A 16,162-nucleotide genomic window follows, 5' to 3' on the forward strand; every position below is an offset into this window, starting at 1 on the left:
GCGGGAGCCTCCCATGCCACAGCAGTACCCCTTCTGCGCCGTTGTCGGCGCTGACGACCCCGACGGTCCCTTCGGCGAGATGGCCCTCGCCCTCCTCCTCACCACGATCTCCCCCGAGGTCGGCGGCGTGCTGGTGCGCGGCGAGAAGGGCACCGCCAAGTCCACGATCGTGCGGGCGCTGGCCGAGGTGCTGCCCCGCATCGACGTCGTCGCCGGCGACCGCTTCTCCAGCGACCCGCGCGACGACACCCACCTCTCCCCCGACGGCCCCTTCGCCGCCGACGCGCCCGTCGAGTCGCGCCCGGTGCGCCTGGTCGAGCTGCCGGTCGGCGCCACCGAGGACCGGGTGCTCGGCTCGCTGCACCTCGAGCGCGCCCTCTCCGAGGGCCGCACGGAGTACGAGCCCGGCCTGCTGGCCCGCGCCCACCGCGGCCTGCTGTACGTCGATGAGGTCAACCTCCTGCACGACCACCTCGTCGACGTGCTCCTCGACGCCGCCGCGATGGGGCGCGCCACCGTGGAGCGCGACGGCGTCTCGCTGACCCACGCCGCGCGCTTCGTGCTGGTCGGGACGATGAACCCCGAGGAGGGCGAGCTGCGCCCGCAGCTGCTCGACCGCTTCGGGCTCAGCGTCGAGGTCGCCGCGCCCCGCGACCCGGCCGTGCGCGCCGAGGTGGTGCGGCGCCGGATGGCCTTCGACGCCGACCCGGCCGGGTTCACCACGTCGTACGCCGCCGCCCAGGCCGCGCTGACCGAGCGGGTGCGCACCGCCCAGGAGCTGGTGGCCCACGTCGAGCTCACCGACGCCGGGCTGCTGAAGATCGCCGAGGTCTGCGCCGCCTTCGACGTCGACGGGCTGCGCGCCGACATCGTCACCGCCCGCACCGCCGTCGCGCACGCCGCCTGGCAGGGCCGCGACCGGGTCGTCCTCGACGACATCCGCGCCGCGGCCCGCCTGGCGCTGCCGCACCGGCGCCGCCGCAACCCCTTCGACGCGCCCGGCATGGACGACGACCTGCTCGACCAGGTGCTCGGCGACGACCTCCCCGAGCCGCCCGAGCCGCCCGAGCCCGAGCCGGACCCCGACGGCCCCGGCGACCCCGGCGACCCCGACAGCCCCGACAGCCCCGGCGGCCCCGACGGCCCCGACGGCCCCGACGGCCCCGACGGGACGTCATCCGCTGGGGACGAGGGGACGTCCCGCCCGGATGACGTCCCGCAGGACCCCGCGCCCAAGGGCGACTCCCAGGCCGGCGCCGGCTCCACCGTGGCCTCGGGCCAGCCCTACCGCACGCGCCTGCTCACCGCCCGCGGCACCGGGGCGGGCGAGGCCGGGCGTCGCAGCCGGGCCACGACCGAGCGCGGGCGCCGGGTCGGCTCCTCGACCACCGGCAGCGGGTCGGTGCACCTGCTGGAGACCCTGCGCGCCGCCGCGCCCCACCAGGCGGCCCGGGGCCGCGACGGCGGCCGGCTGCTGCTGCGCCCGCCCGACCTGCGCTTCGCGACGCGGGAGGGCAAGGAGTCCAACCTGGTGCTCTTCTGCGTCGACGCGTCGGGCTCGATGGCCGCGCGCCGCCGGATGGAGGAGGTCAAGACAGCGATCCTCTCGCTGCTCCTCGACGCCTACCGCCGCCGCGACAAGGTGGGGCTGGTGACCTTCCGTGGTGCCGCCGCCGAGCTGGCGCTGCCGCCCACGCACTCCGTCGACGTCGCCGCCCGGCGCCTGGAGGAGCTGCCCGCCGGCGGGCGGACCCCGCTGGCCGAGGGACTCCTCGAGGCCGGCCGGGTGCTCGCCGTCGAGCGGCTGCGCGACCCGCGGCGCAGGCCGCTGCTCGTGGTGGTCACCGACGGCCGCGCCACCAGCGGCCCCGACGCGGTCGACCGCTCGCGCCGGGCCGCCGACCTGCTCGCCGCCCAGGGGCTCTCGAGCGTGGTCGTCGACTGCGAGAGCGGGGCGATGCGCCTGGGCCTGGCGGGCGTGCTGGCCGGCCACCTGGGTGCCGAGCACCTGCCGGTGGGCGAGGTGAGCGCCGAGGCGCTCGCCGACGTCGCGCGCGCCGCGTGATGGCGGCGCCCGAGCCCTCCCCGATGTCGCTCTACGAGGCGATCGAGCGACGCCGCGACGTGCGGGCCGAGTTCACCGGGGAGCCGCCCGACGACGAGGCGCTGACCCGCGTGCTGGGCGCCGCGCACCGCGCCCCCAGCGTCGGGATGAGCCAGCCCTGGGACTTCGTCGTGGTCCGCGACCCCGCCACCCGCGAGCGCTTCGCGGCCCACGTCGCCGACGAGCGGGCGTCGTACGCCGCCGGGCTTGACGACAAGCGCGCCGCGACCTTCGCCGGGATCAAGGTCGAGGGCATCCGCGAGGCCGGCCTCGGCGTGGTCGTCACCCACGACCCCGACCGCGGCGGGCCACAGGTGCTCGGCCGGGCCACCATCGACGACACCGGCCTCTACTCGACCTGCCTGGCCGTCCAGAACCTCTGGCTGGCCGCCACCGCCGAGGGGCTGGGCGTCGGCTGGGTCTCCTTCTACCGCGAGCAGCACCTGCGCGACCTGCTGGGCATCCCGCCCCGGGTGCGCCCGGTCGCCTGGCTCTGCGTCGGCCGCGTCAGCGGCCTGCACGACGTCCCCGACCTCGAACGCCACCGGTGGCGCAGCCGCCGCCCGCTGGCCGAGGCCGTCCACCACGAGAGATACCGGAGCTAGACATGCCGCAGGGCCGACCCACGACCGTCCCCGACGACGGGCTCACCACCGCGCAGCGCCGCTCGCTGCCGCTGCTGATGGTGCACACCGGCGACGGCAAGGGGAAGTCGACCGCAGCGTTCGGCGTCGCGCTGCGCGCCTGGAACCAGGGCTGGGACGTCGGCGTCTTCCAGTTCGTGAAGTCCGCCAAGTGGCGCATCGGCGAGCAGACCGTCCTCGAGCGCCTCGGCGAGCTGCACGAGCAGACCGGCGAGGGCGGGCCGGTGACCTGGCACAAGATGGGCGCCGGCTGGTCGTGGAGCCGCAAGGAGGGCTCGACCGAGGACCACGCCGCCGACGCCGCCGAGGGCTGGGCCGAGGTGAAGCGGGCGATCGCCGAGGAGCGCCACGACCTCTACGTGCTCGACGAGTTCACCTACCCGATGGAGTGGGGCTGGGTCGACGTCGACGACGTCGTGTCCACGCTGCGCGACCGCCCCGGGCGCCAGTACGTCGTGGTGACCGGGCGCCGCGCGCACCCGGCGCTGGTCGAGGCCGCCGACCTGGTCACCGAGATGACGAAGGTCAAGCACCAGATGGACCGCGGCCAGAAGGGCCAGCGGGGCATCGAGTGGTGAACGAGCCCGCCTCCTCGCGCCTCCCCCGCGTCGTGGTCGCCGCCCCCGCCACCGGGGCCGGCAAGACCACGGTCGCGACCGGGCTGATGGCCGCGCTGGCCCGGGCCGGTCACGAGGTCTCGGGCCACAAGGTCGGCCCCGACTACATCGACCCCGGCTACCACGCGCTGGCCTGCGGGCGGCCCGGCCGCAACCTCGACCCGCACCTGGTCGGCGAGGACCTGCTCGCGCCGCTGCTGCTGCACGGCGCCCGGGGCGCCGACGTGGCGGTGGTCGAGGGCGTGATGGGCCTGTACGACGGCCGGGTCGGCACCGACGGCTTCGCCTCCACCGCGCACGTCGCGGGGCTGACCCGCTCCCCCATCGTGCTCGTGGTCGACATCTCGCGCTCCTCGCGCTCGATCGGGGCGGTGGTGCACGGGATGGCGACCTACGACCCGGGCGTGCAGGTGGCCGGGGTCGTCCTCAACAAGGCCGGCTCCCCGCGGCACGCCCGCGAGGTGGTCGACTCGATCGCGCCGACCGGCATCCCGGTGCTCGGCACCATCGGCCGCGACCAGGCCGTCGAGGCGCCCTCGCGCCACCTCGGGCTGGTGCCGGCGGCCGAGCGGGGCCTGGCCGCCGAGTCGCTGGACCGCCTGGCCGCCCAGGTGGCCGAGCAGGTCGACCTCGAGGCGGTGCTCGCGATCGCGCGCAGCGCCCCCGACCTCGCGGCCGCGCCCTGGGACCCCGCCGCGCAGGTCCGGCCCCCCGCGGGCGCCACACCCACCGGTCGACCGGTCGTGGCCGTGGCCGGCGGGCGCTCGTTCACCTTCCGCTACACCGAGACCGACGAGCTGCTGCGCGCCGGCGGCTGCGAGGTGGTCACCTTCGACCCCGCCACCGACACCGCGCTGCCGGACGGCACCCGCGGCCTCTACCTGGGCGGCGGCTTCCCCGAGGTGCACGCCACCGCCCTGGGTGACAACGCCGCCCTGCGCGCCGAGGTCGCGGCCGCCGTGGCCGCCGGGGTGCCGACGGTGGCGGAGTGCGCCGGGCTGCTCTACCTGTGCCAGAGCCTCGACGACGTCCCGATGGTCGGCGCGGTGCCGGCAGCCGCGTCGATGACCGAGCGGCTGACGCTGGCCTACCCCGAGATGACCGCCGCCTCCGACTCGCTGCTGACCCGCGCCGGCGAACGGGTCACCGGCCACGAGTTCCACCGCACCCACGTCGAGCCGGCCGCCGGGCCCGCGCCGGCGTGGAGCGGCGAGGGGCACACCGTCGGCTTCACCAGCGCCAGCCTGCACGCGGCGTACCTGCACGTGCACTGGGCCGGGCACCCGCACCTCGCGCAGCGCTTCGTGGACGCGGTGCACCGTGGCTGAGGCGCTGCCCACCGATCCGCTGCGCCACCACGGCGACGTGGAGGTGCGCGGCAGCGACCTGCTCGACCTGGCCGTCAACGTCTACCCCGGCCCGCGGCCGGGGTGGCTCGACGCCGCGCTGCGCGCCAGCCTCGACGACGTCGGTGCCTACCCCGACCCGACGCGCGCCGAGCGGGCCGTCGCGGCCCGGCACGCCCGCCCGGCCTCAGAGGTGCTGGCCACCGCGGGCGCCGCCGAGGCGTTCTCGCTGGTGGCCCGGCTGCGGCCCTGGCGTCGCCCGGTGGTGGTGCACCCCCAGTTCACCGAGCCGCACGCGGCGCTCGAGCAGGCCGGCCACCGGGTCACGAGCGTGCTCACCCGGGCCGCCGACGGATTCGCCCTCGACCCCGCAGCGGTGCCGGACGACGCCGACCTCGTCGTGGTCGGCAACCCCACCAACCCGACCGGGCGGCTGCACCCGGTCGACGACCTGCTCGCCCTGCGGCGCCCGGGCCGGCTGGTGCTCGTCGACGAGGCGTTCATCGACACCGTGCCCGGCGAGGCCGGGACCCTGGCCGGGGCACCGGCGGAGGGCCTCGTGGTGCTGCGCAGCCTGACCAAGCACTGGTCGATCCCGGGCGTGCGGGCCGGGTACCTCCTCGGCACGCCCGACGTGGTGGCCGCGCTGCGCCGTGGGCAGGTGCCGTGGTCGGTCTCCACCACCGCCGCGGCCGCGATCGAGGCCTGCTGCACGCCGCTCGCGCTGGCCGAGGCGGAGCGTCGGGCCCGCACGATCGCGGGCTGGCGGACCCACCTGGTCGACTCGCTCACCGCCCTGGGCACCACCACCCTGCCCTCGCGGACGTCGTTCCTGCTCGCCCGGCTCGGCGAGGGCGGGCGCGAGCGGCTGCGCGCGCAGGGTGTCGCCGTACGCCGCTGCGACACCTTCCCCGGCCTCGACGCCGGGTGGGCGCGCGTCGCGGTGCGGCCCCCCGACGTCACCGACCGGCTCGTCGCCGCCCTGCGCGCCGGCCCCGCCGCTCCAGCCCCCGCTCCAGCCCCCGTCCAGCCCCGAGTCCAGGAGGACCCGTGACCGCTTCCCTGCCCGTCCCCGCGCCGCACGCCCCGAGCGCCCGGGCCGCCGCCGAGCGGCTGGCCGGGCTGGCCGTCCCGGCCGGTGCCCTGGGCCGCCTCGGCGAGCTCGGCACCTGGCTGAGCGCCGTGCAGGGCCAGGTGCCGCCGCGCCCGCTCGACGACGTGCGCCTGGTCATCTTCGCCGGCGACCACGGCGTCGCCCGGCACGGCGTCTCGGCGTACCCGCCCGAGATCACCGCCGCGATGGTGCGCACCTTCGTGGCCGGGCGCGCCGGCGTCAACGCCCTGGCCGGCGCCCACGGGGTGCGGGTGCGGGTGCTCGACCTCGGCGTCGACGACGACCTCGACGGACTGCCCCCGGAGGTCGGCGAGCACAAGGTCCGCCGCGGCAGCGGCGCCATCCACCTCGAGGACGCCCTGACCGCCGCCGAGACCGCGCAGGCGCTGGCTGCGGGCCGGCGGGTGGCCGAGCGCGAGGTCGCCGACGGGGCGCAGCTGCTGCTCAGCGGCGACATGGGCATCGGCAACACCACCCCCGCCGCCGCGCTGGTGGCGGCCGGCCTGGGTCTCGGCGCGGGCGACGTGGCCGAGGTCGCGGGCCGGGGCACCGGCGTCGACGACGCGGGCCTGGCCCGCAAGCGCGAGGTGCTGGGTGCCGCGCTCGAGCGGGCCGGGAGCGGGCCGCCGACCCGGTCGAGACGCTCACCGCGCTCGGCAGCGCCGACCTGGCCGCGAGCGTGGGCTACGTCGTGGGCGCCGCCGAGGCCGGGGTGCCCGTGCTGCTGGACGGGCTGATGTCGGTGGCCTGCGCGCTCACCGCCGAGCGGATCGCCCCCGGCACCGCCGCCTGGTGCGTCGCCGGGCACCGCTCCCCCGAGCCGGCCCAGACGCTGGCGCTGGCCCGCCTGGGGCTCGACCCGCTGCTCGACCTCGGGATGCGGCTGGGCGAGGGTAGCGGCGCGGTCGCGGCGGTGCCGCTGCTGCGCAGCGCGGTCGCGCTGCTCAACGACGTCGCCCTGCTGAGCGACCTGGGCGACCTGGTGCCCACGGATGCCTGACTCCTGGCGGCTGGCGCTCGGCACCCTGACCGTGCTGCGGGTGCCCCCGCCGCGCGCCGTGACTCCCGTGGTCGCCGGTCGGGCGATGCTGCTGGCTCCGCTGGCGGTCCTCCCGCTGGGTCTCGTCGTCGCCGTGGTCGGCCTGGTCGGCGCCCGGCTCGAGCTGCCCCCGCTCGTCGTGGCACTCCTCGCGGTGGGCGCGCTCGCCGCCGGCAGCCGGGCCCTGCACTGGGACGGGCTCTCCGACGTGGTCGACGGACTCACCGCCTCCTACGACCCGGCGCGCTCCCTCGAGGTGATGAAGTCGGGCACCTCCGGACCGGCCGGCGTGGTGGCGACGGTGGTGGTGCTGGGCGTGCAGGCCGCTGCGCTGGCGCCGCTGCTCACCACCGCCCGCGGGGCGCTGGTCGCCGGGCTGCTGGTCTGCGTCTCCCGGGCCGCGCTCGGCTGGTGCTGCCTGCGCGGGGTCCCGGGTGCGCGCCCCGACGGTCTCGGGGCGGCGTACGTCGGCACGGTCGGGCCGCTGCCCGCCGCAGCCGTGTGGCTGGTCGCGGCCCTGCTCCTGACGCTCACCGCGGGCTGGTCGGGCCTGCTGGCCGCGGTCCTGGCGGCGCTGGTGGTCGCGGCGCTGCTGCACCGCGTCGTGCGCCGGCTCGGCGGGGTGACCGGCGACGTGCTGGGCGCCGCCGTCGAGCTCTCCCTGGCGGCCCTGCTCGTGGGCGTGCTCGTCGGAGGGCCGCCGAGCGGAGGCGTCGGGTGAGCCCCTCAGAGCCGCAGCACCCGGCCGGCCACCACCAGGTGCACCTCGTCGCAGGCCTCGGCGACGCGCTGGTTGGCGAGGCCGAGCAGGTCGCGGAAGAGCCGGCCCGACCGGTGCGCCGGCACCACGCCCAGCCCCACCTCGTTGGTCACCAGCACCACGTCGTGCGGGCAGTCGCGCAGCGCCGCCACGACCGCGGCCAGCCGGGCCTCCACCAGCGCGACGACGTCGTCGGAGGAGCGCTCCCACGCCTGCTCCTCGTCGAGCAGACCGGTCACCCAGGTGCCCAGGCAGTCGACCAGCAGCGGGCGGTCGGCGCCGACCAGCGCGCCGGCCAGGTCGCGGGTCTCGAGCGTGCTCCACGACGCCGGGCGCCGCTCGCGGTGGGCCGCGACACGCGCCGCCCAGTCGGGGTCGTCGTCCTTCGGCACCGGGCCCGGCGCGACGTAGGTGACGGGGGCGGTGCCCACGAGCGACCCCACGAGCGACTCGGCGTGCCGGGACTTGCCCGAGCGCACGCCGCCGGTGACCAGGACCTTCACGAGAGCCTCCAGTGCTGAGCAGATCGGTGGGGATGGTGCTGGGGGTCGGCCTCGACCGCGCCCTGGCCGACCCCGCACGATGGCACCCCGTCGCCGGCCTCGGCACCCTGGCCGCCCGCCTCGAGCAGACGACGTACGCCGACCGGCGCGCGGCGGGCGCCGCCCACGTGTTGGTGCTGGTCGGGGGCTGCGTGGCGCTGGGGGCCGTCGCCGAGCGCGCCACCCGCGACCGGCCGGTGCCGCACGCGCTGGTCACCGCGGCCGCGACCTGGACCGTGCTGGGCGGCACCACCCTGGGCCGGGAGGCCGCCGAGGTGGCGCGGCTGCTGGAGGCCGGGCGGCTCGACGACGCGCGCACCCAGGTGGCGCGGCTGGTGGGCCGTGACACCCGCACCCTGGAGGCCACCGACGTGGCCCGGGCCGCGCTCGAGTCGCTGGCCGAGAACACCTCCGACGCGGTGGTCGCCCCGCTGGTGCTGGGCGCGGTGGCCGGGGTGCCGGGGCTGCTCGGCTACCGGGCGGCCAACACCCTCGACGCGATGGTCGGGCACCGCAGCGCCCGCTACGCCCGCTTCGGCTGGGCAGCGGCGCGCCTCGACGACGTGCTCAACCTGCCCGGGGCGCGGCTCACCGCGGCCCTGGCCACCGTGCTCGGCGCCGACCCGGCGGCGAGCGTGCGGGCCTGGCGGCGCGACGCCGGCGCCCACCCCAGCCCCAACGCCGGCCCGGTGGAGGCCGCGTTCGCGGGCGGGCTGGGCGTCCGCCTGGGCGGGCGCACCGTCTACGGCACCGGCGCCGAGGCCCGGGTCGAGCTGCGTCCGGTGCTGGGCGACGGGCGCGCCCCGGCCGCTCACGACGTGGCCCGGGGGCGCCGGCTGGCCGACCGGGTCGGGGTCGGTGCGCTCATCGTGACGGCAGCCGTCGCAGCCAGGCCAGCGCGCCGTCGACGTCGCTGACCGTGGGCACGCCCGGCGGCGGTGCCGGGCGGCGCACGACGACGGTGGCGACCCCGAGGTCGGCGGCGGCCTGCATCTTGGGCCAGGTCAGCGCCCCGCCGGAGTCCTTGGTGACCAGCACGTCGGCGCGGTGCCCGCGCAGCAGGTCGCGCTCCCCCGCCTCCTGGTAGGGGCCGCGGCTGCGCAGCAGCGTCCAGGTCGCGGGCAGCGGCACGTCGGGCTCGTCGACCACCCGGGCCAGCACCGTGTGCTCGGCCAGCGGACCGGCGAAGGCGCCGAGCTGCTGGCGGCCCACGGTCAGCACCGGGCGCCGCCCGAGCCGCGCGGCCGTGGCGGCCGCCTCGTCGTGGCCGTCGACCCAGTGCCAGCGCCCGGTCGGGTCGCTCCAGCCGGGGCGCTGCAGCCGCAGCAGCGGCACGTCGACCGCGGCGGCGTGCGTCGAGATGGTGGCCGCGAAGGGGTGCGTCGCGTCGACCACGGCGTCGTGCGCCGCGGCGTACGCACGCAGCGCCTCGGCGCCCCCGAAGCCGCCGATGCGCACCCGGCCCACGGGCAGGCGCGGCCGCACCACCCGCCCGGCCAGCGAGGACTCGACGTCGACGCCGGCCTCGACCAGGGCGGCGGCCAGGGCCCGCGCCTCGCCGGTGCCGCCGAGCAGCAGCACCCTCACGGCTGGGCTCCCGGCGCTCCCGGCGGCAGGAACGGCAGCCCGGCGGGCGCCCCGTCGAGGGCCAGCGCGAGCAGCGCGTCGACGTCGAGGTGGGTCTCGACGAGCTCGCCGAGCAGGTCGAGCCGGCGCTCGCGGGCGGCGGGGAACGACGCCGTCGACGCCACGCCGAGTGCCCGGCGCAGGTAGGCGGCGCGGTGGGCGTCGTCCTCCAGGGCACCGTGCACCATCGTGGCCGTCACCGCCCCGTGCTCGCGCTGGCCCTCGAGGCGCCCGTGGTGGATCTCGTAACCCGCGGGCTCGTGGCGGCGCAGCACCTTCGCGGGGGTGAAGGCGGTGACGGCGTCGAGCAGCCCCAGCCCCTCGACGTCGGCGCCCGCGGGCCCCTCGACCCCCTGCGGGTCGCGGATCCGCCGGCCGAGCATCTGGGCGCCGCCGCAGATCCCGAGCAGCGGGCGACCCGCCGCGACGTGGGCCTGCAGGGCGGTGTCGAGGCCGCGCCCGCGCAGCCAGGCCAGGTCGGCGAGCGTGGCGCGGGTGCCGGGCAGCACCACCAGGTCGGCGTCGGAGAGCGCCTGCGGGGTGGAGGCGAAGACCACGTCGAGGCCGGGCTCGAGGCCGAGCGCGTCGACGTCGGTGAGGTTGGAGATCCGCGGCAGCCGCACCACGACGACCCGGGCGGTCGACTCCCCCGCGCCGGCGCCGCGGCGGGCCCGGCGCCCCTCCAGGTCGAGGGCGTCCTCGGAGTCGAGCCACAGGTCCGGGCTCCAGGGCAGCACGCCGTAGGTGCGACGACCGGTCGCGGCCTCCAGCTGGGCCAGGCCCGGGCGCAGCAGCTCGAGGTCGCCGCGGAACTTGTTGACCACGAAGCCCGCCAGCAGCGCCTGGTCCTCAGGTGCGAGCAGCGCGACCGTGCCGAGGAACGCGGCGAAGACCCCGCCCCGGTCGATGTCGCCGACGACGACCGTGGGCAGGTCGGCGTGCCGGGCCAGGCCCATGTTGACGTAGTCGCCCGCGCGCAGGTTGATCTCGGCCGGGCTGCCTGCCCCCTCGGCGACCACGACGTCGTGGCGCCCGGCCAGGTCGTCGTACGCCGCGTGGGCGGCGCGGGCCAGGTGGGCGCGCCCGGTGGTCCAGTCGCGCGAGGACACCTCGCCGGCGGGCCGGCCCAGCACCACCACGTGGCTGCGCCGGTCGCTGCCGGGCTTGAGCAGCACCGGGTTCATCGCCGGCTCCGGCTCGACCCGCGCGGCCAGCGCCTGCACCCACTGGGCGCGGCCGATCTCGGCGGTGCCCCCGTCGGGGTGGGCCACGACCATCGAGTTGTTCGACATGTTCTGCGCCTTGTACGGCGCCACCGCCACCCCGCGGCGGGCCAGGGCGCGGCACAGCCCCGTGGTGACCACGCTCTTGCCGGCGTCGGAGGTGGTGCCGGCGACCAGCAGGCCGCCCATCAGGCGACCGCCTCGGCGGCGAGGGGGAAGGAGTGCAGCAGCCGGCACCCGTCGGCCTGCCACCACTGCAGGTCGACCCGGTCGACCCGGGTGCGCACCGGCAGGCGCCCGGAGAGGTCACCGGCCACGGAGCCGACCGTGACCCGCTGGCCGACCTGCTGGCCGACCCGGGTGGGGCCGGGCCCGACCTGGTCGAGGCTGAGGTGCGGCTCGACCGCGCCGTACCTGCCCTCGTAGGGCGGGTGCTGGGGGTAGGCCTCGGCGAGCAGGCCGGTCAGCGCCGCGAACCGTCCGTGCGGCTCGGGGCGCAGGTGCACCAACCCGTTCGGGAAGACGTCGACCTCGCCCAGCCGGGCCTCGAAGGTCGGCACCGAGGCGAGCAGGGCCGCGACCCGCCCGAGGTCGGCGTCGTCGGGCGCCGGCACCCACGGCGCCAGCACGGTGACGTGGGCGTGCACGAACGCCGGGTCGCTCGAGACCCACGCCGGGTCGTACTCGTGGGTGCGGGCCCGCACCCAGTCGTCGAGCGCGGGCACCGGCACGGCGAGCACGGTGTGACCGCTGGTGGGGTGCCCGCTCACGGGGCGTCCCCGGCCGGCGCCCGCAGCAGGTGCAGGTCGAGCACCCAGCCGTCGTGGGCGCGGGCCCGCTCGCGGGCGGCCTCGATGTCGGCGAGCACCTCACCGACCCGCCCGGCGACCAGCTGCTCACCGGGGGCGCCGAGGTTGGCCCCCCACCAGATCGACCAGTCGGCGAGCGCGGGGTCGGCCAGCGCGTCGAGGCGACGGTTGAGCACGACGACGACGTTGCGCTGCCCCTGGGCGAGCGCCTCGGCGAACCGGCGGGCGGTGGTGACGTGCAGCGGGGCGCCGACGTCGTGCAGCACCAGCCGGTGCCGGGCGGCGAGCAGCTGGAGGCTGCTGATGCCGGGCACCACCTCGACGGCCAGCGGCAACCGCTCCTGGAGCCGGTCCAGCAGCCGCAGCGTGGAGTCGTAGAGGCTCGGGTCGCCCCACACCAGCAGCCCCACGTCGCCGGGGTGCGTGGCCAGGGCGGCCTCCCACGCCTCGGCCCGCGCGGCGTGCCAGGCGTCGACCGCCGCGTCGTAGTCGACGTCGTCGTGCCGCGCGCGCGGCGGGTCGTCGAGCACGACCAGCTCGACGCCGTGCAGGTCGCAGACCTCGCGGCGCACCGCGAGCAGCGGGTCGTCGGCGGACTTCACGAAGGCGAGCACCACGTCGACGGAGCCGATCGCGGCCGCGGCCTCGACGGTCACGTGCTGCGGACCCATCCCGATGCCGACGACGACCACCCGGCGGGCCGCCGTGGCGGTCCCGCCCGGCGCCTCAGCCACCGGCGCGGTCCTCCAGGTCGCCCTCGAGGTCGAGGTAGACCGCCTGCATCCGCGCCAGCGTGTCGGCGTCGGGCGACTCCCACAGCCCGCGGTCGGCGGCCTCGTGCAGCTTCTCCACGATGCCGCGCAGCGCCCACGGGTTGGAGCGGCGCATGAACTCCTGGTTGGTCTCGTCGAGCACGTACTCCTGGGCCAGCGACTCGTACATCCAGTCGTGCACGACCCCGGCGGTGGCGTCGAAGCCGAAGAGGTAGTCGACGGTGGCGGCGAGCTCGAAGGCGCCCTTGTAGCCGTGGCGCTGCATGGCGGTGATCCAGCGCGGGTTGACCACCCGGGCGCGGAAGACCCGGTTGGTCTCCTCCTGCAGGGTGCGGGTGCGCACCGCGTCGGGGCTGGTGGAGTCGCCGACGTAGGCCTTCGGGTCGGAGCCGGTGAGCGCGCGGACGGTGGCGACCATCCCGCCGTGGTACTGGAAGTAGTCGTCGGAGTCGGCGATGTCGTGCTCGCGGGTGTCGATGTTCTTGGCCGCGACCTGGATGCGGCGGTAGGCCGTGCGCATGTCGTCGGCGGCCGGGGCGCCGTCGAGGCCGCGGCCGTAGGCGAAGCCGCCCCAGGCGGTGTAGACCTCGGCCAGGTCCTTGTCGTCGCGCCAGGAGCCGGACTCGACGACCTGCAGGATGCCGGCGCCGTACGAGCCCGGCTTGGAGCCGAAGACCCGGGTGGTGGCCCGGCGCCGGTCGCCGTGCTCGGCCAGGTCGGTCTCGACGTGGGCGCGCACGAAGTTCTGCTCGGCCGGCTCGTCGAGGTCGGCGACCAGCTGCACGGCGTCGTCGAGCATCGCCACGACGTGCGGGAAGGCGTCGCGGAAGAACCCCGAGATCCGCACGGTGACGTCGATGCGGGGTCGGCCGAGGTCCTCCAGGGGGACGACCTGCAGCTCGGAGACGCGGCGCGAGGCCTCGTCCCAGACCGGGCGCACGCCCAGCAGCGCGAGCACCTCGGCCACGTCGTCGCCGGAGGTGCGCATCGCGCTGGTGCCCCACACCGACAGGCCCACCGAGGTCGGGTAGGCGCCGGTGTCGTCGAGGTGGCGCTGGAGCAGCGAGTCGGCCATCGCGACGCCGGTCTGCCAGGCCAGCCGGCTGGGCACGGCGCGCGGGTCGACGGTGTAGAAGTTGCGCCCGGTGGGCAGCACGTTGACCAGCCCGCGCAGCGGGGAGCCGGAGGGGCCGGCCGGCACGAAGCCGCCGTCGAGGGCGTGCAGCACCGCGTCGAGCTCGTCGGTGGTGCAGGCCAGCCGGGGCACGACCTGCTCGGCCGCGAAGCACAGCACCCGGCGCACCTCGGGGTCGTCGTGCAGTGCTGCGACCGCGGCCGGGTCCCACCCGGACTCCTCCATGGCCAGCACCAGGGCACGGGCCTGCTGCTCGGCGGCGTCGACGGCGCCGGTGTCCTCGTGCCCCTCCTTCAGCCCCAGGGCGACTCGCAGGCCGGGCACCGCCGCGGACTCGCCTCCCCACACCTGGGAGGCACGCAGGATCGCGAGCACCAGGTTGACCCGGGCCTCCCCGTCGGGCGCCTGGCCCAGCACGTGCAGGCCGTCGCGGATCTGGGCGTCCTTGATCTCGCAGAGCCACCCGTCGACGTGCAGCAGGAAGTCGTCGAACTCCTCGTCGTCGGGGCGCTCGTCGAGACCGAGGTCGCGGTGCATCTCCGCGGCGTGCATCAGCTGCCAGATCTCGCCCCGCACCGCCGGCAGCTTGGCCGGGTCCATCGCGGCGATGTTGGCGTGCTCGTCGAGCAGCTGCTCCAGGCGCGCGATGTCGCCGTAGGTCTCGGCGCGCGCCATCGGCGGGATCAGGTGGTCGACGATGGTGGCGTGGGCGCGCCGCTTGGCCTGCGCGCCCTCCCCCGGGTCGTTGACCAGGAACGGGTAGACCAGCGGCAGGTTGCCGATCGCGGCGTCGGTCGCGCAGGAGGCCGAGAGGGCCGCGTTCTTGCCGGGCAGCCACTCCATCGACCCGTGCTTGCCCAGGTGCACGACCGCGTGCGCGCCGAACCCGCCGGACTCCGGCGACGCCTCCAGCCAGCGGTACGCCGCCAGGTAGTGGTGGCTGGGGGCCAGGTCGGGGTCGTGGTAGATCGCGACCGGGTTCTCCCCGAAGCCGCGGGGCGGCTGGATGAGCAGCACCACGTTGCCGGCGGTGATGGTGGCCAGCACGATCTCGCCGGCGGCGTTGGTGAAGAGGGTGCCGGGCGCCGCGCCCCACGCGTCGGTGATCTGCGCGCGCAGGTCGGCGGGCAGGTCGGCGGTCCACGCGTCGTACTGCGCCGGGGTGATCCGCACGTGCGCGTCGCTGAGCTGGGCGTGGGTCAGCCACTCCTCGTCCTGCCCGCCGGCCGCGATCAGGGCGTGGATGAGGGCGTCGCCGGCCTCGGTGTCGTCGTCGAGCTCGAGACCCGGGATCTCGCCCGGCGCCCCGAGGTCGTAGCCGGCCTCGCGCATCCGGCGCAGCAGGCGGATCGTGGAGACCGGCGTGTCCAGGCCCACCGCGTTGCCGACCCGGGAGTGCTTGGTCGGGTAGGCCGAGAGCATCAGCGCGACCTTGCGCTCCGCGGGCGGCGTGCTCCGCAGCCGGGCGTGGTTGACCGCGGTGCGGGCCACCCGGGCGCAGCGCTCGGCGTCGGCGACGTAGCGCGGCAGCCCGTCGGCGTCGACCTCCTTGAAGGAGAACGGCGCGGTGATGATCCGCCCGTCGAACTCGGGGATCGCGATCTGGGTGGCGGAGTCGAGCGGGGTGACTCCGTCGTCGCTGGCCTCCCACTCCGCGCGGCTGCTGGTCAGGCACAGGCCCTGGAGGACGGGGATGTCGAGGGCCGCCATCCGCTCCACGTCCCAGGCCTCGTCGTGCTCGCCGGCGCTGGCCGAGGCCGGGGTGCTGCCGCCGGCGGCGAGCACGGTGACCACGAGGGCGTCCAGGGTGCCCAGCGCGTCGTAGAGCGCGTCGGGGGCCGCGCGCAGCGAGCCCGCGAAGATCGGGACGCCGACCGCGAGCCCGGTCGCGTCGACGGCGTCGGCCAGCGCGTGGGCGAAGGCGGTGTTCCCGCTGGCCTCGTGGGCGCGGTAGTAGAGGATGCCGACCCGCGGCAGGTCGCTGTCGACGTGCGGGCGGGCCCACCCCCACTGCGGCAGCGCGACCGGGGGCTCGAAGCCCTCGCCGGTGAGCAGCACGGTGTCGGAGAGGAACGCGTGCAGCTGGGCCAGGTTGGCCGGGCCGCCCTCCGCGAGGTAGCGGTGCGCCTCGGCGGCCACGCCCATCGGCACCGAGGAGAGCTCCATCAGCTCGGCGCTGGGCTGCTGCTCCCCGCCCAGCACGACGGTCGGCACGCCGGTCGCCGCCACGCGGGTGAAGCCCGAGCAGAGGTCCTGGGGCGAGCCCAGGACGCGTCCGACCACCAGGTCGCAGCCCTCGATGGTCTCGGCCATCGACTGGTGACCCGGCCGGGCCGGGTTGGCCACGACGTAGTCCGCACCGCTGGCGCGGGCCGAGAGGAGGTCGGTGTCGGAGGTGGAGAGCAGCGCGATGCGCGCGCGTCGGTTCAT

The 16,162-nt window shown here is 77.0% G+C and carries 13 protein-coding genes and 1 pseudogene; 8 read left to right on the top strand and 6 right to left on the bottom strand.

Going from position 1 to position 16,162, the window contains the following annotated elements:
* Positions 1-13: 13 nt before the first annotated feature.
* The 7 genes and pseudogenes from H0S66_RS00380 (at position 14) to H0S66_RS00405 (ending at position 7,585) form a co-directional block, all read left to right on the top strand.
* Entirely contained in the window at positions 14-2,065 is a 2,052-nt protein-coding gene (locus tag H0S66_RS00380) for a magnesium chelatase subunit D family protein (protein WP_179616988.1), read from the top strand.
* A 23-nt stretch (positions 2,066-2,088) separates the two neighbouring features.
* Positions 2,089-2,709 (top strand): 5,6-dimethylbenzimidazole synthase, encoded by a 621-nt coding sequence (gene bluB / locus H0S66_RS00385; protein ID WP_179616989.1) that lies wholly within the window; start codon positions 2,089-2,091, stop codon positions 2,707-2,709.
* 2 nt (positions 2,710-2,711) lie between these two features.
* Positions 2,712-3,326, top strand: coding sequence for a cob(I)yrinic acid a,c-diamide adenosyltransferase (gene cobO / locus H0S66_RS00390; RefSeq protein ID WP_179616990.1), 615 nt, complete (start codon positions 2,712-2,714; stop codon positions 3,324-3,326).
* Positions 3,320-5,765, top strand: a pseudogene (locus H0S66_RS20885) (cobyrinate a,c-diamide synthase). The gene cobO and the pseudogene H0S66_RS20885 overlap by 7 nt, the downstream one beginning before the upstream one ends.
* Positions 5,762-6,562 (top strand): nicotinate-nucleotide--dimethylbenzimidazole phosphoribosyltransferase, encoded by an 801-nt coding sequence (locus H0S66_RS00400; protein WP_258017033.1) that lies wholly within the window; start codon positions 5,762-5,764, stop codon positions 6,560-6,562. Before H0S66_RS20885 ends, H0S66_RS00400 begins: the two are co-directional and overlap by 4 nt.
* Positions 6,505-6,825, top strand: coding sequence for a nicotinate-nucleotide--dimethylbenzimidazole phosphoribosyltransferase (locus H0S66_RS20215; RefSeq protein WP_258017034.1), 321 nt, complete (start codon positions 6,505-6,507; stop codon positions 6,823-6,825). Before H0S66_RS00400 ends, H0S66_RS20215 begins: the two co-directional genes overlap by 58 nt.
* The gene (locus H0S66_RS00405; RefSeq protein WP_179616991.1) at positions 6,818-7,585 is read left to right on the top strand and encodes an adenosylcobinamide-GDP ribazoletransferase; all 768 of its coding nucleotides are present in this window, start codon (positions 6,818-6,820) and stop codon (positions 7,583-7,585) included. Before H0S66_RS20215 ends, H0S66_RS00405 begins: the two co-directional genes overlap by 8 nt.
* Positions 7,586-7,590: 5 nt before the next feature.
* Here the strand turns inward: H0S66_RS00405 and cobU are convergent, their stop codons facing one another.
* Positions 7,591-8,127: a bifunctional adenosylcobinamide kinase/adenosylcobinamide-phosphate guanylyltransferase gene (gene cobU, locus H0S66_RS00410; protein WP_179616992.1), complete on the bottom strand. Its 537-nt coding sequence runs from the start codon at positions 8,125-8,127 to the stop codon at positions 7,591-7,593.
* A 32-nt stretch (positions 8,128-8,159) separates the two neighbouring features.
* On the opposite strand from cobU, the gene H0S66_RS00415 reads away from it, so the two are divergent.
* Complete coding sequence (locus H0S66_RS00415; protein WP_179616993.1) at positions 8,160-9,083, top strand: cobalamin biosynthesis protein; 924 nt, start codon at positions 8,160-8,162, stop codon at positions 9,081-9,083.
* Here the strand turns inward: H0S66_RS00415 and H0S66_RS00420 are convergent.
* Genes H0S66_RS00420 through cobN form a run of 5 tightly spaced genes read right to left on the bottom strand, consistent with a single transcriptional unit; the run spans position 9,031 to position 16,162 of the window.
* Positions 9,031-9,753 carry a cobalt-precorrin-6A reductase gene (locus H0S66_RS00420; protein ID WP_179616994.1) on the bottom strand — a complete coding sequence of 241 codons (723 nt, stop codon included), beginning with the start codon at positions 9,751-9,753 and terminating at the stop codon, positions 9,031-9,033. The genes H0S66_RS00415 and H0S66_RS00420 overlap by 53 nt on opposite strands.
* Positions 9,750-11,204, bottom strand: coding sequence for a cobyric acid synthase (locus H0S66_RS00425; RefSeq protein ID WP_179616995.1), 1,455 nt, complete (start codon positions 11,202-11,204; stop codon positions 9,750-9,752). The genes H0S66_RS00420 and H0S66_RS00425 overlap by 4 nt, the downstream gene beginning before the upstream one ends.
* The gene (locus H0S66_RS00430; RefSeq protein WP_179616996.1) at positions 11,204-11,785 is read right to left on the bottom strand and encodes a 2'-5' RNA ligase family protein; all 582 of its coding nucleotides are present in this window, start codon (positions 11,783-11,785) and stop codon (positions 11,204-11,206) included. Before H0S66_RS00430 ends, H0S66_RS00425 begins: the two co-directional genes overlap by 1 nt.
* Positions 11,782-12,558, bottom strand: a complete 777-nt coding sequence (gene cobF, locus H0S66_RS00435) for a precorrin-6A synthase (deacetylating) (protein ID WP_258017035.1) — start codon at positions 12,556-12,558, stop codon at positions 11,782-11,784. The genes H0S66_RS00430 and cobF overlap by 4 nt, the downstream gene beginning before the upstream one ends.
* A complete protein-coding gene (cobN, locus tag H0S66_RS00440; protein WP_179616997.1) occupies positions 12,551-16,162 on the bottom strand; it encodes a cobaltochelatase subunit CobN in 3,612 nt (1,203 codons plus the stop codon). Before cobN ends, cobF begins: the two co-directional genes overlap by 8 nt.

Source organism: Nocardioides marinisabuli (assembly GCF_013466785.1).
In the GTDB taxonomy this organism is placed as follows: domain Bacteria; phylum Actinomycetota; class Actinomycetes; order Propionibacteriales; family Nocardioidaceae; genus Nocardioides; species Nocardioides marinisabuli.

Coding starts and splice junctions, on each gene's coding strand:
- cobO (WP_179616990.1), top strand. CDS start 2,712: ATGCCGCAGGGCCGACCCACGACCGTCCCCGACGACGGGCTCACCACC.
- H0S66_RS00405 (WP_179616991.1), top strand. CDS start 6,818: ATGCCTGACTCCTGGCGGCTGGCGCTCGGCACCCTGACCGTGCTGCGG.
- bluB (WP_179616989.1), top strand. CDS start 2,089: ATGTCGCTCTACGAGGCGATCGAGCGACGCCGCGACGTGCGGGCCGAG.
- H0S66_RS00380 (WP_179616988.1), top strand. CDS start 14: ATGCCACAGCAGTACCCCTTCTGCGCCGTTGTCGGCGCTGACGACCCC.
- cobN (WP_179616997.1), bottom strand. CDS start 16,162: ATGAACCGACGCGCGCGCATCGCGCTGCTCTCCACCTCCGACACCGAC.
- H0S66_RS00415 (WP_179616993.1), top strand. CDS start 8,160: ATGGTGCTGGGGGTCGGCCTCGACCGCGCCCTGGCCGACCCCGCACGA.
- H0S66_RS00425 (WP_179616995.1), bottom strand. CDS start 11,204: ATGGGCGGCCTGCTGGTCGCCGGCACCACCTCCGACGCCGGCAAGAGC.